This window comes from Sulfurimonas lithotrophica (genome assembly GCF_009258225.1).
GTDB lineage: Bacteria > Campylobacterota > Campylobacteria > Campylobacterales > Sulfurimonadaceae > Sulfurimonas > Sulfurimonas lithotrophica.
This window is the reverse complement of the sequence record NZ_CP043617.1, coordinates 62835-79540: the sequence shown is the minus strand read 5'-3', so window position 1 is coordinate 79540 and position 16706 is coordinate 62835. Positions and strand designations below refer to the sequence as shown.

At 35.4% G+C, this 16706-nt stretch carries 17 protein-coding genes; 1 reads left to right on the top strand and 16 read right to left on the bottom strand.

Features of this window, described 5'->3' with window-relative positions; translation table 11 throughout:
- Positions 1–13: 13 nt before the first annotated feature.
- The 14 genes from FJR48_RS00380 to FJR48_RS00320 form a co-directional block, all read right to left on the bottom strand.
- A complete protein-coding gene (locus FJR48_RS00380) occupies positions 14–466 on the bottom strand; it encodes a thiosulfate oxidation carrier protein SoxY (protein ID WP_188108587.1) in 453 nt (150 codons plus the stop codon).
- Positions 467–484: 18 nt separating this feature from the next.
- Positions 485–1621 carry a c-type cytochrome gene (locus tag FJR48_RS00375; RefSeq protein ID WP_152306201.1) on the bottom strand — a complete coding sequence of 379 codons (1137 nt, stop codon included), beginning with the start codon at positions 1619–1621 and terminating at the stop codon, positions 485–487.
- A complete protein-coding gene (soxC, locus tag FJR48_RS00370) occupies positions 1599–2915 on the bottom strand; it encodes a sulfite dehydrogenase (RefSeq protein ID WP_152306200.1) in 1317 nt (438 codons plus the stop codon). The genes FJR48_RS00375 and soxC overlap by 23 nt, the downstream gene beginning before the upstream one ends.
- A gap of 263 nt (positions 2916–3178) precedes the next feature.
- A complete protein-coding gene (locus FJR48_RS00365) occupies positions 3179–3454 on the bottom strand; it encodes a type II toxin-antitoxin system RelE/ParE family toxin (protein ID WP_152306199.1) in 276 nt (91 codons plus the stop codon).
- Positions 3454–3585 carry a hypothetical protein gene (locus FJR48_RS12395; RefSeq protein WP_277872376.1) on the bottom strand — a complete coding sequence of 44 codons (132 nt, stop codon included), beginning with the start codon at positions 3583–3585 and terminating at the stop codon, positions 3454–3456. The genes FJR48_RS00365 and FJR48_RS12395 overlap by 1 nt, the downstream gene beginning before the upstream one ends.
- Before the next feature lie 9 nt (positions 3586–3594).
- On the bottom strand, positions 3595–4668 hold the full coding sequence (aroC, locus tag FJR48_RS00360) for a chorismate synthase (RefSeq protein ID WP_152306198.1): 1074 nt from the start codon (positions 4666–4668) through the stop codon (positions 3595–3597).
- A complete protein-coding gene (rnc, locus tag FJR48_RS00355; protein WP_152306197.1) occupies positions 4668–5348 on the bottom strand; it encodes a ribonuclease III in 681 nt (226 codons plus the stop codon). Before rnc ends, aroC begins: the two co-directional genes overlap by 1 nt.
- Complete coding sequence (gene rnhA, locus FJR48_RS00350) at positions 5348–5785, bottom strand: ribonuclease HI (protein ID WP_152306196.1); 438 nt, start codon at positions 5783–5785, stop codon at positions 5348–5350. The genes rnc and rnhA overlap by 1 nt, the downstream gene beginning before the upstream one ends.
- Positions 5760–6806 (bottom strand): tetratricopeptide repeat protein, encoded by a 1047-nt coding sequence (locus FJR48_RS00345; protein WP_152306195.1) that lies wholly within the window; start codon positions 6804–6806, stop codon positions 5760–5762. The genes rnhA and FJR48_RS00345 overlap by 26 nt, the downstream gene beginning before the upstream one ends.
- Positions 6803–7270 carry a hypothetical protein gene (locus tag FJR48_RS00340; protein WP_152306194.1) on the bottom strand — a complete coding sequence of 156 codons (468 nt, stop codon included), beginning with the start codon at positions 7268–7270 and terminating at the stop codon, positions 6803–6805. Before FJR48_RS00340 ends, FJR48_RS00345 begins: the two co-directional genes overlap by 4 nt.
- Positions 7271–7494: 224 nt before the next feature.
- Positions 7495–8559, bottom strand: a complete 1065-nt coding sequence (locus FJR48_RS00335; RefSeq protein ID WP_152306193.1) for a YeiH family protein — start codon at positions 8557–8559, stop codon at positions 7495–7497.
- 97 nt (positions 8560–8656) lie between these two features.
- Positions 8657–10075, bottom strand: coding sequence for a cytochrome c oxidase accessory protein CcoG (ccoG, locus tag FJR48_RS00330; RefSeq protein ID WP_152306192.1), 1419 nt, complete (start codon positions 10073–10075; stop codon positions 8657–8659).
- 98 nt (positions 10076–10173) lie between these two features.
- On the bottom strand, positions 10174–11361 hold the full coding sequence (gene traF, locus FJR48_RS00325; RefSeq protein WP_152306191.1) for a conjugal transfer protein TraF: 1188 nt from the start codon (positions 11359–11361) through the stop codon (positions 10174–10176).
- Positions 11361–11996, bottom strand: coding sequence for a hypothetical protein (locus FJR48_RS00320; RefSeq protein WP_152306190.1), 636 nt, complete (start codon positions 11994–11996; stop codon positions 11361–11363). The genes traF and FJR48_RS00320 overlap by 1 nt, the downstream gene beginning before the upstream one ends.
- A gap of 166 nt (positions 11997–12162) precedes the next feature.
- Here FJR48_RS00320 and metH point away from each other — a divergent pair, with 166 nt between their 5' ends.
- Positions 12163–15648, top strand: coding sequence for a methionine synthase (metH, locus tag FJR48_RS00315; RefSeq protein ID WP_152308340.1), 3486 nt, complete (start codon positions 12163–12165; stop codon positions 15646–15648).
- Here metH and FJR48_RS00310 read toward each other — a convergent pair.
- Together FJR48_RS00310 and FJR48_RS00305 are read right to left on the bottom strand one after the other, a co-directional pair.
- Entirely contained in the window at positions 15629–16282 is a 654-nt protein-coding gene (locus FJR48_RS00310; RefSeq protein WP_152306189.1) for an HAD family hydrolase, read from the bottom strand. The two genes, metH and FJR48_RS00310, sit on opposite strands and share 20 nt — an antisense overlap.
- 1 nt (position 16283) lies before the next feature.
- Positions 16284–16700, bottom strand: a complete 417-nt coding sequence (locus FJR48_RS00305) for a secondary thiamine-phosphate synthase enzyme YjbQ (protein WP_152306188.1) — start codon at positions 16698–16700, stop codon at positions 16284–16286.
- Positions 16701–16706: the final 6 nt, after the last annotated feature.

Sequence of the window (16706 nt, the reverse complement as noted above, 5' to 3'; positions counted from 1 at the left end):
GAGATGTTAGGGATTAACCTTCACATCCACCTTTTGCAACGTCTAAAGATTTTTTAGCAGCGTAAAGCTTACCGTCTTGACCCTCTACAACTACGGTAATAGTTCCAGGTTTACCCATTTTGATTTTGATTGAGTAATCAGTCATATCATAAGGATTTACGTCATATACTATAACAGCAGACTCAGGGTTTGCATCTTGAAATACAGACACTGTTTTAGCAGGAATCTTAGTTGAAAAATCAACAGGGATTGCACCACCGTTTGCAGCAACATCAGGAGTTTTTAACTTAACCCCTTTCATTGTCATATCTAAAGTACCGTATAGGTTCTTAATAGCATCTTCAACTGTATGAGCAGTCCATACAGACGGTTTTAACTTTCTATAATCCTCAGCTTTAACACTAGCAGGAATTGCTGCTAATGCTAATGAACCTAGTGTAAAACTTAAAAAATTTCTTCTATCCATAATATATCATCCTTCTCTTTATTTTCCTGTGACTATATAGTCTACCATAATTTTCATATCTGCATCATTAAGTGTAGTTCCACCACGAGCAGGCATACCGCCTGATGTACCCTTAATTGCGTTTGCAAGAACTTTTTTCATACCTTTTCCTGTGAAAGCCGACCATTCGCCAGACCCAGGTGCTAAATAACTGTCGTGACACATTGCACAGTTTGTAGCATATACTTTTTTAGGATCAATTTCCTTTTTTTCAACCTTTGGCAAAGATCTCTCAACCGACATTGGAGGATGAAAATCATCTATACCGCCATTAGCAATACGAACAATATTATCAGTTTGCTGACAATTTGTCATACAAGGTTCTTCACCTTTTTGAAGTTTTATAGCTCCAAAATTTTTAGGATTTGCATAATATGCACGGACATCTTCTAATGCTTTTGGACCTTCTATATTTGGTTCAAAACCGTCTTTATTAGGCATTTCGATTTTAGAAAAGTTTTCTTTATTTAAAACAAATTCCTCATCAACTACTTCACCATCAACTTTTAACTCGTTAATCAGTAACATATATGCAGTTAGTGCATATGTTTCGTCATTTGTTAGAGTTTTAGATTTTGGATGAGGCATACCATCTTTAATATACCACCACATTGTACTAGCTTCTGGCCAGTATGAACCGAAGAAACGTGAAGGACCGTCAGCTTCAGGGTCTTTCCATCTATTATTTGTTAAAGTTTTTTGACCAGCATAAGCATTACCTTTTGATAATGCCGGATATCCGCCACCGCCTGAACCGAAATCTCCGTGACACATTACACATTGAGCTTCATAAAGTTCTTCGCCCTCTTCGACAGAACCCTCACCTTCAGGTAAACCTTTACCACCTGCCTGAATATCTTTATCCCAAGCTTTTAACTCATTTGCAGTCGGTACACGACCTTGATAAACACTGTTTGCCAATGCTTTTTCATTTACCGCATATGGTCCTGTTTTTCCATTTTCTATTGGATAGATAACACCACCGGCAATATCAGCCGCAGTAGCAACGTTTGCATTACCCGGTGCAGCATTACCCATACATCCTGCTGCGAACAAAGCAGCTAAACTAACTGCTGAAGCAGAGATTAATAATTTAGACTTTTCTAATTTGAACATGGTTTACCTCTCCTTTTTCATTTACTTCCCAAGTTTCTATACCGTTTCTATGGTAAATTGACTCAACACCCATCATATCAACTTCTTGCTGAACGGTCGGTTGAATATAACCTGCATCATCCATTGCACGAGATGTAAGTAATAGTTGTTTACCGTTAGTATGTTTGAAACCTTTAGGTATTGTATATAGGTAAGACCAACGAGTCCAACATTTTGGAAGGACAAGACCTTTTAGTTTAGCTTCTACATAGTTGTTACCACCGTCAAATGATAAATCAACACGTGTAATAGTGCCCATTCCAGACCATGCAAGACCTTCAATTTCTACCACATCGCCTTCTTTAAGATCTGTCCATGGTTTTTCAGGAGACGGTTTAACTACCGTTGAATTAACTTCGTTTGCATAAAAATGTTGTATAGCTTTTCCGCTTGGCTTAAGAGCCGTATATCTTGAAGTCTCTTCTTTAGCATACCAAGGCTCGTCTGAGAATTCTAAACGTTTAAGCCATTTCACACATAAATTTCCTTCCCAACCCGGAAGAAGAAGACGAACAGGATAACCTTGTTCAGGACGAAGTGCCTCGCCGTTTTGACCCCAAACAATCATTGCATCATCAAGAACTTTGTCTAAAGGAACAGTACGACCCATTTCAGAGTTATCGCTACCTTCTGCAAGCATCCACTGAGCTTCAGGTTTAAGACCTAAGTCTTTTAAAATTGTTTTTATATACACACCTGTCCACTGTGCACAGCTCATAAAACCTTTGGAAAATTGTAGAGAATTAAACTGCGGAGCACGCCACTCTTGTCCGCCGTTTGCAGGACACTCGATAAAGTGAGTACGCGTAACGCTTGGATAACGTTTCAGTTGATCTAATGTCAACACTATCGGTTTTTCAACTAAACCGTGAATCATTAAACGAAATTCATTTGGATCTATATGTGCTACACCACCGTGAGCACGTGAAAAGAAAAGACCGTTTGGTGTGATAATACCTTCTGATTCATGAATCGGTGTAACTGCGATAGATGCTCTATAGTTACCGGAAGCTAATAGTTTTGTATATCTTCTAGTTACATTATGCTCATACTTTGACGGTACACCGTAAAGATTTTTCGTTATCGGATCACCCCATGTTTGACCCCATTTAGGGTGGTGCATAATAGCATGATCGTCTTCTGATGCTGCGAGACTTGTTCCGCTAAGAGCTACTGCTGACATTATGGCAGTTTTTTTAAAAAAATCTCTTCTGCTAGATGCTTCTAAGTCTTTTTCAGATTTCTTATTATCCATACTTTCTCCTTCGTATTTATAATTTTAATATCTTTGAATTTCAGTTATTATTTTATTAATATAGTGAAATTAAACTCTGTCATTGTATCATTATTTATTTTGCAAAATGTGTTTTTTTTGTGATACAGTGATATAAATGTGATATATCTTGTTACTAATTGACACAAAAAACATGGTATAAGTGAGAGTAATTTAGATAATAACTTATTATATTACACACAATAATACAGCTTATTATTTAGGCTTATACAAAGGGGTTCGTACTAGTTATTTTTATCAAATATTCCTAAAATCACATAGCTATTATTTAGCTCGTCTATATAGAAAACTATGGTATATTGTTCATATTCTACATCTTTTACATTCTCATTATCATAGTAAACAGATTTTTTATATTTTGCAGCTTTTGTAGGTATATTTATCAAAATTGTATCGAGATACGTTTTAAACTTTTTTGTATCTTCAAAATTTTGGTTAGCCATAGGTTTTAATATATGTTTTAATTGTTTCTCAAAAGTTTCGGTACACAAAATCTTCATTATTTTTTTATCTCGTCTAGCCATTTATTTAAAGAATTCATACTTTTTATATACGGTTCTATATTTGAGGCATCTTTTATATAAATCTCTATATCTTTTTGAAGTTGTTTTTTTATATCTTCTTTATTCAAAACTATTCCTTACTTATAGTATTTTAAAATACCGTCCATATTTGATCCCATATTTAGCAAACACATATCCGCTATAACTAAAGCAGCCATAGCTTCACATACTATTGTCCCTCTTATGGCTACACATGGGTCATGCCTTCCTTTTAGCGAAAAGTCTAATTCCTCGTTTTTTGTATTTACGGTATGCTGTTCTTTAAATATAGAAGGGGTCGGCTTAAAATGCACATTTAAAATTATATCGTCACCGTTACTGATACCTCCGAGTATTCCGCCTGCATGATTGGACTCAAAGCCGTTTGAGCGAATCTCGTCATTATTATCCGAGCCTTTAGCCGATGATGAGAGTATGCCATCTCCTATCTCGACCGCTTTGACTGCATTTATCCCCATCATGGCATCTGCCAAAACTCCATCAAGTTTATAATAAAGCGGCTGTCCAAGACCTACGGGTACGCCGCTAATTTTTACACGTGATACACCACCGACTGAGTCATGCTCATTTTTAGCATTTAAAATCGCTTCTTTTTGAGCATCTTCCATCTCTGCATCCAAAGCAAATATAATACTTTTTTTTGCAGCTTCGTAGTTTAAGTTTTTGGACTTAATACCGTCAATTTCACAAATTCCGCTTTTTACTTCAATACCTAGCTCTTTTATCATAAGTTTTGCTATAGCACCCGCTGCAACACGTGCTGCCGTTTCACGGGCTGAACTTCTGCCTCCGCCGCGGTAATCGCGTAAACCGTATTTGTGAAAGTATGTAAAATCCGCATGACCTGGACGAAAAATATCTTTTATGTTTGAGTAGTCCTTAGATTTTTGATTTGTATTATAGATAACCATAGCTATAGGCGTACCCGTACTTAAACCCTCAAATACACCACTTAGTATCTCGACTTTGTCAGCCTCTTTTCTTGCTGTTTCAAACTCGCTTTTTCCGGGTTTTCTACGGTCAAGTTCAGATTGAATAAACTTTTCATCTATCTTAAGTCCTGCCGGTACTCCGTCTAAAATACAACCAAGTGCAACACCGTGAGATTCACCGAATGTTGAAAACCTTAACTTCTGGCCAAAACTATTCACTACTTTTCCTTCTTTAACATACTAACCGCAACTTTTGCGGCCTCTTGTTGTGCTATCTTTTTACTTTTTCCGACAGCTCTTGCATATTCTTTATTATTTATTACGACTGCTACTTCAAACTCTTTTTTATGATCAGGGCCTCTGGATGCTATAACATCATACTCCGGAATAATTCCAAATCTTGCCTGTGTTATCTCTTGCAAAGATGTTTTAAAATCTTTAAATAACTCATCAAGAGATATCGTCTCGTAGTTTTTTTCTATCAAGTCAAGTGCAACATCACGAACTTTTTCTAAACCCACTTCTAAATATATGGCCCCCATAACAGCTTCAAATGCATTTGAAAGCAAAGATGCCTTTTTTCTGCCTCCATTTTTTTCTTCGGCATTTGATAAATATATATAATCGCCTAAATTCAAATACTTTGCTAATTTATTAAACCCGTCTTCATTTACTAATGAAGCTCTTATTTTAGATAATTTTCCTTCATCCGAAGTTGGAAATTTTTTATACAGATATTCACCCACAACCAAATCCAATACTGCATCTCCTAAAAATTCTAAACGCTCATTATCGTAGGGCTGTTTATAACTTTTATGCGTCAGTGCTTCGGTAATGAGCTTTGGAGTTTTAAAACTGTAACCCAAGGCCTTCTCGAGGCTCTTAATATCATTTGACATTAACTATTCTCCAGTAATTCTTTTTGCCTCTCGGCTTCATCTCGTGCTAGTTTATCACAACGTTCGTTTTCATCATGTCCGTTATGTCCGCGAACCCATAGTGCACTTATTTTATGAGGCTTTGAGACTTCAATATACTCTTTCCATAAATCAATATTTTTAACTTTTTTAAAATCTTTTTTTATCCATCCGGACAACCATTCATTTATACCTTTTACAACATAAGACGAGTCGGATATTATCTCTACGTCACAAGGTTCTTTTAAAGCACGAAGTCCTTCTATGGCACCAAGCAATTCCATTCTATTATTTGTCGTATGGGCTTCGCCGCCACTTAGTTCTTTTTCTTTGCCTGCGTATCTTAGTACTACGCCATATCCGCCGGGACCGGGATTACCTAATGCACTTCCGTCACTGAAAAGAGTTATTTTCTTCACAAAAGTCCCTATTAAAATTTTTTACCAAAGATATTTCAATATTTATTGTATCGATAGAGTGACAATTTGAACATCTGTTAAATGCAAAAGGAAAAATATGCTTACAATTATCGCAAATATATTCAAAGCTCAGTGTAGCACTGCTTTTTTTACCTAAGTTAATTAATACGTCAAACTCAAATACATTGCTTTTTGTTACATCTGAAATATCCCCTCTTGCACTATAGAGCTCTCTTAGATATCCGTTGTTTGAAATTATATCAAAATCCAAATCTTTTCTTTGCAGGTTCCAAAATATGTCGGTTAGAATTTCACTTTTTGAACTGTCTAAATTTTTCCATGCCAACGGCGGGTTATTTCTGAATAGATACTCAAATATCATATATGTAAGATTTCCGTTTTTTTTGTTTATTTTAAGAAGTTCTTTTGCTTTTTCATCATTATCCATTTTAGTCGAATGGATGATTTTAATAGCTTTTAAATACTGCGCATCCAGCTCGATATCACTTTTTAGCTCATCCAAAGGTTCCAATACCTCTAATGCACTGTCGTAATCTTTCATATATTCATATACTAAAAGTAAGTTATGTAGTACGTTTGGCGAACGTGGATTATCTTTTAGTATTGTTAAAAAAACTTTTTTTGAACGCTCCAAAAAACCTGCTTTAAAATATGTCCGTCCAAGGAGATACATTATCTCTCTTACGTTTGTTTTATCCGTCACTTTTAAGAGTTCGGAATATATCTCTATACTTTTTTCAAAATCACCGTTTTTTGAATAAAGTGCCGCTAAAAGTAACCAGGACTTTTCACTCATTTCCCCTTTAGACACAAGCAGTTCAATATCTTTTGAAGAGGGTATGGTTTTAAAATCATTTAAAAAATTATCTAATGATTTTGTATGTTCTTTATTTTTATATTTTGCCCACCAGTATGAGGATATAGTAATCAAAAATACTAAAACAAAAAAGACTATGATGCCAAAGAGTGGGTCACGAAACTCTATAAAAAAACTATTCATTCGTAAATTACTACCCCGTAATCATCTTTTAATCTGTAAAATGCACTTGATGCGGCTAAATCCAAATCTTTTAACTTACCTAGTTGCACAATGGAGTTTTTTGGAATATATATTCCGTTTTCTCTAAAAAATTTTTTTATATTCACAAATTTTACGTCTTCAACAAATTTATATTCAAATTCGCGATGCAACTTCATTTTCTCATAAGAAAATATATGCTCATTTACATGCAACTGGTCAGATGCAAATTTAATAGGAAGATGTCCCGACAGATCAGTTAAAATAGGTTCTATATATTGATGCTTTTTTGGAAGGGTGTCTTTTTTTACAAAAACGTATTTATTATTTAATTTAATATTTGGTGTATCCCTCCAGTATTTATATGCCGGATTACTGACACCTAGTTTTTTTGAAACCTCTTTCCATAGCCAAAAAGAGTTTAAAGTATTCGGTAAATATGACATCTTTTTGCTTCCTATATAGTTTTCTGTTTTGATTATATAGTTTTATTTTATAGAGTTTTATTAAACCAGCGATATAAGTATCGTCTATATTAATGAAACTCTTAAAGATGCCAAAATTTTAAATTGTTAAAAAACAACTACGACATTTTAATTTAATGTACATTTTTTTAGTTTATTACAATTTTACGGGCTCTACATTTTCCAAATGTAGGCTCCTTAAATTGTTAAAAAAATGCAACAACCAGTTTAGTGATTATAAATCCGCCAGCAACTAACCAAGCAAACATTGCTCCGGCAGTATAAAGCGGTGCTAAACCCAAACCTTTAAATTTTGCAAATATAGTACCCATACCTAAAGCGGTCATTGCCATTGTAAGTAAAAAAGTATCTATCTCATTTATTACGTCAACTATATTTTGCGGAACAATTTGCAGTGAGTTAAATCCAGCCATACCAATAAAGTAAACAGCAAACCATGGGATAACAAGTCCAACTTTTGCAGCCTCTCCACCACTTTTCTTAGCTGAGTATGAAAGATAAATACCAAGGATAATAAGCATCGGAGCTATCATAATTACCCTTGTCATCTTAACGATAACGGCAGAATTTGCCATCTCGGCAGGTGCACCGACTACAGATGCAGGGACTGCAACAACTTGTGCAACTTCATGAATTGTTCCACCTACGTAGATACCGAATTCTTGAGGACTCATATGTAAAAAACCGGTTGCAGGCTCAATTATAGATGCGTACAATACAGGATATAAAAACATAGAGATAGTACCAAAAAGTACAACCATTGAAACTGCAATAGCAGTTTTATGACCCTCTGCTTTTAAAACAGGTTCAGTTGCCAAAACAGCTGCTGCACCACAGACCGATGCACCACTTGCCGTAAGCATCGCAGTATCTTTTTCCATTTTAAATATTTTATAACCTAAATAAGAGCCTAAGATAAATGTCGTACTAAGCATAATAAGCGAAACCATAAAACCACTCATACCGACATCTGCAATCTGCTGAAACGTGATACGAAATCCATAAAAAACTATGGCAAAACGAAGTATTTTTTTACCTGAAAATGTAATACCCGTACCCCATTCAGAAGGAATTTTATTATGCAGGGTATTTGCATAAAATATACCCATAACTATACCTATAACCAGTGGAGATATACCTAATGATTTTACGGCTGATATGTCTGCAATCATAGTTGCTGCTGCTGCAAATATAGCAACAAATATGATTCCAGAAATCGTGCCTTGTCTATTTTCTTTTGAAAAAGCCATTTATTTTCCTGTATAAGTTTTTTTTGAATTATACAATAAGTTTACATTAACCCAAGGTTTACCTTGGATTAGTTCTACTTATAAAAGAGAGTGTGATTTATTTCAGCAAATCACTTCTAGGGTAAGTAAATGTAGAGTTTCTAAAGACGACAATTTTATCCTCATGTCCAAGTGCAAATGCTCTGATTGTTATAGGGATAACCGTATCTGCTCTATCGTTATCTACTAGTCTTTCAGTAGTTCTAAGTACTACGATTTTTTTCTTTTTAACACCTGGTACAACCGTAAACGGCTTACTTGGTTTAGCGATAATAATTTTACCTTCCATCCCTTTTGGAGGTATAATTTCAAAATAAAATTTCATCTTCTCTGATTTTGTATTTTGAAGTAAAAACTCATACGCATTATCTACTCTGTATTTATCATCTATTTTTTTAATAGAATAAAGACGGTTTTCTTTATTTACATTTAAAAGCATATGTTCTTTTTTAGTACTCATAATACCAAGCGCTATCATAACACCTATAAGTAAAACAATATATGCAATAATTTTTGTGCGGAAAAGTTTAGTTTTTCCTTTTTGATCTATTACTTCATAGTCACTTGACCATCTTACCAGTGATTCTTTTCCGAGTTTACCCATAACCGTTGTACATGCATCTACACATTCCAAACAGTTTATACATTCAAGTTGAAGCCCCTTACGGATATCTATATGCGTAGGACATACGGTAACACAGCTTTCACATGCCGTACATTCAGCATACTCTTGACGCTCTTGAATCTCTTTTTGCGATGAAGAAGGAAGTCTGTTGTGATCTTGGTCGTATATATCACCTCCGCGATGCGGATCATATATTGCCATAACCGTATGATCGTCATATAAAACAGATTGAACACGGCTATATGGACACACATATATACAAAAATCCTCTTTAAGTCTAACAATGTCATATACTAAAAACACTACAATTATAAGCATACCGCCTACAAGTACCATGTGTTCGGAAGGATTTGCCATATATGCTATAAAATCTTCCGGCGGAACGAAATACCACATAAAATCGGCTGCAGCTACAAATGCTAAAAAAGTCCAAATAAGTATAGCTATAACTTTTTTAACCTTGTTTTCCGGTTTTGACATATCAGGTTCTTGTTGCTTGTTTTTGATGCGTTTACGAAGTCCGAGGAGTTTTGTTTCTATTAAATCACGATAAATTACACGAAAGATTGTCTGAGGACATGCCCATCCACAAAATACACGTCCACCCATAACCGTCATACCGAATATTCCTAAGAATAAAAGCATTAAAATAAACGGCATAAGATAAAGTTCTTGCATATCAAACTGTACAAAAGCAAGATGTAATTTTAGTTTATCGAAACTAAGTAGAAAAAAGTGGTTTCCATTAACTTTTATCCATGGAAGAACTAAAGCTACTATTGTTATAAATATATAAAAATAGTATCTTTTAATCCTCCAAGGAGAAGCTTTTTCTATATTCTGATTTTCCATAGTTTATCCCTATTTTGAATATTGTCAGAATTATAACCAAATAAATATAAAACAATTATTATAAATATGGATTATACTAATCATAATCCATATTTATTTTACCAAGAGATAGCCAATTGTCCCATATATCTTCTATCAGATATATCAATATCTCCCGTACCGACTTGTTCCTCATATGTAGCAAAGTTAAGTCTTACTACGGCTATATGAAAATCAATACCTGCCGTATATGCACCTTGGTATAACCCGACATTTAACGTTGTAGATAAAAACGTTGTATCTATAAGTCCTAAACTAACGCCTAAACGTAGTCTTTTTTCAAAATCACTTTCATCGTAATCTTTATATGTAACAACCGTATCATTACTTAAATCATATAAACGAAGTTTATTTTCATCTAGTAAATCAACATAATCAACGGCTATAACTAATTTATCAAAAATATCTATTTTTGGAGATACCGCTGCACCGATATTTACAGTCATAGGTTGACCACCATAATAATCATCCATATCCATTGAACCTATATTTAAAACACTTAAACCAAAACTAGGATTCCAAAAACTATCAACAAATGGACGGTAAGTCACACCTATATCAACACCGACTCCGGAATTTTCTTTTTTATATTTTCTCTCGATTAAGTCATCTACATCTTCATTACCTATTAAATCGTTTACGCTTAAAGAACCTTCATATGACTCTAACTTAATATATTTTACACTCATACCGACATCCAAACGACCTATACTTAAATCATAAGGTTTAGCAGCACCTAAAACAACACCGCCGTAAACACGTGTACTTGTTGATAGCAACCCTTGACTTCCACCGTTTGGATGAGCCATAAAGTTAGATTCCGTTGCGGCCAAAATACCTACACTCCATGCAAAAGCATCGGAATTTTTAGATATAGCCGTATAGTTGTCTGCACGTACATGAAAATTCTCTCCCGAATATTTTCTTAATACATTAATCATATCCGTTGTAGCATTTGGATTTATATCGCTTGTTTCTACATCGTTTACATCATCTATAAAATCCATCCCGTCGGAACTAAAAGAGGCTCCCAAACTTAACAAATCAACTACATAACCGTGTTCTTTTTTTATATTTGTCAAACCTGCAGGATTTGAAAAAACTGAAGTCGAGTAACCGCCAACCGCTACATTTGCTCCACCCATACCCATTATACGCGGATCTTTATATAAACTTGCATGTTCGGCATATAATGCAAACAAAGAGGTTGTAGCACCTAGAAGTGCTAAAGAGATTATTTTTTTCATTATATCAATCCTTCATTTGTTAAATATGTTTCTAATTCACTCTCAGATATTACACCATCAACACTTGTATCTATTTCATTTCTAAACTCTATAACATCATCTTCTACTTCAGTCGGTGCAGCAGCCTCCACGGCATCTATACCGTCACTTAAAAGTGCAGCTGTAGAAGCATTTACATCTGCTACATTATTTAACGAACCAACGACGACTGTTGCTTTTGTAATGTAGGCTAACCCTAAATATAATTTTACATCATCGGTTTGATCGCTTATAGCAGAATACGAATCAATAGCATCATCTAAATATTCCAAGCTTTGAGTTTTTGAATTATCTTTTACACTTTCAAAAAAACTTGCAAATGCTTCAGTATTACCGCTTGTACTTTGATTCATAATAGAAATTAACTCGGTAAAACTGAATCCGGCTTGCCCCATATATGCGGAAGCTAACTGTAAATAATCTTCATCTGTTTTTACTAATTTTGCTTCAAGAGCTGCTATAGCAACGGCATAATTACCGGTATCAATGGCATCTTGTGTTTCCAATCTTGTTTCACCTTCACTGTCGGCACTACCACATCCGCTAAATATAAGTGCAGAAGTAAGTAATGATATAGAAAATATTTTTTTCAACATCACATATTCCTTTTTATAATATACTCCAAGATTATAGCATAAAAATTTATTATGTAATTTTCATAAATATAACTTAAGGTATTAAAATCTAAAAAAATGTAAAAGTATTTTTTATGCTCCCTTTGGATAAAATAAGAGAGAATTTTAATAAAGATTAAATCATATGATAGATACAAAAAAATATATTTTACAAACGATAAAAAAACGTCCTCTTATTATTGACGGTGCTATGGGTACTCAGCTTCAACAGCGTGAAGATAAAATCCCTAAAGAGGCATGGGAAGGAAATGAAGGGTGTAACGAGCTATTAAATGTTACATGCCCCCAAATTATGCAAGAGATTTTTCATGCATACCTAACGGCGGGTGCTGATTTAATAACTACAAATACATTCGGTTCATTTTCTTGGGTGTTAGATGAGTACGGCATTAGTGAGCGTGCATATGAGTTGACCAAAGCCGGAGCGGAACTAGTTAAAGCTGAATGTAAAAAATTTAGCACACCTGAACATCCACGCTTTTGTTTAGGCTCTATAGGTCCGGGAACTAAACTGCCATCGCTCGGTCACATAACATATGATGAGATGTTTGAGGGTTATACGGTTTTTTGTGAAGCACTTATTGACGGTGGGGTTGATATTTTCTTACTCGAAACTGCACAAGACCCGCTTCAGATAAAAGCGGCACTTCATGCTTGCGAGGCTGCAAACAAAAGCAGAGATAAAAATATTCCAATTATGGTTAGTACGACAATTGAGCTTAGCGGTACGATGCTTATAGGTACGGATGCAACTACCATTGCGACTATACTAGAGCCGTTTGATATTTTAAGTCTCGGGTTTAACTGTGGGACTGGACCGGAACAGGTTTTAAAACACGTAAAAACTCTAAGCGAGCTTTGGCATAAACCGATATCTGTACATGCAAATGCCGGACTTCCTCAAAATCGCGGAGGTTATACTTACTACCCAATGGGTCCTGATGAATTTGCGACTCAACAAGAGAAATTTTTGGACTTTAACGGAGTTAGTTTTTTAGGCGGATGCTGTGGTACTACACCTCAACACATACGTGCGCTTGTTGATAAAGTATCAGCTATAAAACCAAAGGAGCCAAGAGGAAGTCATCCTACGTCTGTAGCTTCACTTTTCCATTCAACTCCGCTAATGCAAGAACCTGCACCGCTTCTTATGGGTGAGCGTTCAAACGCAACAGGTTCAAAAGCCTTTCGTGAACTTCTTTTAGATGAAGATTATGAAGGCACTTTAAGTGTAGCTCAACAGCAGGTTCGTGCAGGTGCACATGTTATAGACGTAAACGTAGGCTTTGCAGGACGTGACGAGACTAAAGATATGAATGCGGTTATGAGTATGTATAACCAAAAAATCTCACTTCCTCTTATGCCGGACTCTACTCAGGTAAAAGGTCTTGAGACTGCTCTAAAAAATATCGGCGGTAAACCTATTATAAACTCGGTTAATCTTGAAGACGGAGAAGAGAAGTTAGATGAGATTTGTCAGCTAGCTAAAAAATTCGGTACCAGTTTAGTATGTCTGACTATAGATGAAATCGGTATGGCAAAAACAGTTGAGCATAAACTAGAAGTTGCCGATAGAATAATAGATTTAGCAACAAATAGACATGGGCTTAAAAAAGAAGACCTAATCTTTGATGTACTTACTTTTACTCTTGGAAGCGGTGATGAAGAGTATCTGGATGCGGGTATAAATACCATTGAAGCAATAAGACAGCTACGTCTTAAGCATCCCGAAGTCGGAGCTGTTTTAGGACTCTCGAACATCTCTTTCGGACTTGATAAAGATGCAAGACCTTATCTTAACTCTATGTTTTTACACCACTGTGTCGAAGCGGGCCTCACAAGTGTTATTATAAATGTTAAACATATTATCCCTATAAATAAAATTTCTCAGGAAGATCAAGACGTATGTAATAACCTTATCTTCAATAAAACAGAAAATGCTCTTTTTGAGTTTATAGAACACTTTTCATCTAAAGAAGCCGTAGATACAGAGACCAAAGATGAAGAGTATCTTGCTATGAGTGATGAAGAAAAAATCGCCAAACTTTTGATGGACGGTGATAAAGAGAGAATGATTCCTCTCGTTGAAGAGGTACGTCATACCATTTCACCTGAAAAAATCGTAAATGAAATTCTAATAGATGCTATGAAGGTCATCGGGGAACTGTTTGGTTCAGGTCAGATGCAGCTGCCATTCGTACTTCAATCTGCAGAGACTATGAAAGCTACGGTTGATTATTTAAACCCGCATCTGCCAAAAGTTGAAAAAGCTGTAGATACCACTTTGGCACTCGGAACTGTAAAGGGTGATGTTCATGATGTTGGAAAAAATCTTGTAGATATCATACTTACAAATAACGGCTTTAAAGTGAATAACCTAGGAATTAAGGTAGAGCTTGATGATTTTATTCAAGCAGCCAAAGATGGTCATATATCTGCTTTTGGTATGAGCGGATTACTTGTTAAATCGACTCAGGTTATGAAAGAAAATCTTGAAGCTCTAAAAGCACAAGGGATTGATATACCGATTCTTTTAGGCGGAGCCGCTTTAACTAGAAGTTTTATAGATGAATTTTGCCGTCCTTTTTATGACGGTCCGATATTTTACTGTAAAGATGCGTTTGACGGTGTAACTGCCATGAGCAGAATCGAAGCTGGAAATTTTGACACCGACCTTCACGGTAAGGATAGTGAAGATAAAACAGTAAAAGAGAAAAAAGAGATTGTAATTCCGCCGTTTAAAGAGTTGAAAATGCCTTCGCGTGATGTTAAAGTTCCGACACCTCCTTTTTGGGGAAGACGTGAAATAAGACTTACGGATGCTCAGATTGAGATGGCTTTTGAGTGGATTAACCATAAGCTACTTTTTAAATCTCGCTGGGGTTACAGTTCTAAAGGAATGAGTAAAGAGGATTATGAGAAACAACTCGATGAAGTAGTTTGGCCTGCATACGAAAAGCTAAAAAAACAGTTTTTAGAAGAACGTCTATTTGAGCCTACCATACTTTACGGTTACTGGCCTTGCAGAAGCGATGACAACACACTTTTAATCTTTGATGAGAGCGAAGGTTATAACTCCGAGAGCGAAGTAAACACTGAGCATCTTGAACATGTAATGGGAAGGGCTATAAAAGAGTTTACATTTCCACGTCAAAGCAAACAGCCTCACCGCGCTTTAAGTGACTTTTTTCACTCAGACAGACACGACGTTATAGCTCTTACTTGTGTAAGTGCAGGTGCAAAACTCAGTGAGATAGAAAAAGGCATTTATGAAGAGGGTAAATATACCGAGTACTATCAGTTTCACGGTTTGGGAGTTGAGCTTGCAGAAGCACTTGCTGAAATAGCACACAAACAAATTAGACTTGATCTTGGAATCTCAGAAGGCGAAGGTTCAACTTTAGCAGATGTTCAGATGAATAAATATCAAGGTAGCCGTTACAGCTTCGGTTATGCGGCTTGTCCGGATTTGGAGCTTAACCGTCCTCTGTTTGACTTGTTAAAACCAGAAGAGTTTGGAATAGAACTTAGTGAGACTTTTCAGATTCATCCTGAGCAGTCAACTTCTGCATTGGTGGTTTACCACCCTAATGCTACTTATTACAATGTATAGAGTTTAAAAGTTCAGGTAACTGAGTAATCTTTTTTACTCTATATGTAGCAGCTGAGAAATCGTGTGTTTTAGTAAACTCATTATGAACTATTATGCACTCTATTCCTGCATTTACAGCAGAACTTAACCCTCTTTTTGAATCTTCGATAATTATACACTCATCCCTAGATGCACTAAAGAGTTCTAAGCCCTTAAGATACGGGTCCGGATGCGGTTTTGAATTTGGATAATCCTCTACACATAAAACAAACTCCATATAATCAACAATCCCTCGCCCCTTGTGAGCAAGTTCAAAATCAACCCTTCTTGAAGTAGTGACTATTCCCATTTTATAATCTCTATTCAAGCACTTTAGAGTTTCAATTACACCATCAATAGTTATATCTTTTGTTTTTATATACTCTTGATAGTATCTGTCTCTTTGTTCTCTGGCAATAACTATTTTTTCTTCACTTATACCTGCTTCTTCAGCTATAACCCAAGCCCTCTTACCTTTAGCCATAATATCCATATACCTATGAAATGTAAGCTCTAAATCAAAGAACTCTTTTAAAGCTCGTTTACTAGCTTCAAAGTACCACATCTCAGTTTCAATTAGTACTCCGTCATTATCAAATAATATATACTTTTTCATATTAGTACTGCATAGTCAAAACTAATTTGCGGCTTTGTGCATTATCACGATGTTCTCCCAAATATATACCTTGCCAAGCTCCCAAGTTCATTTCTGCATTTGTTATCGGTATGTTTAGTGAATTTCCTAAAATAGAGCTTTTTATATGTGCGGGCATATCGTCTTCACCCTCATATGTATGCATATAGTATGGTTTATCGTCAATCATATCACTAAAGTACTCTTCCATATCAGCGCGTACAGTCGGGTCTGCATTTTCATTTATACTAAGTGATGCAGATGTATGTTTTAAAAAAATATTTAATATCCCATGATTTATATCTGGGAATGATAATAGAGCATCTTCAATCTCTCTCGTTATAAGATGAAAACCTTTTGGTCTAGGATGCAATTTTATAGTTTTTTGAAATATAGACATATAAAA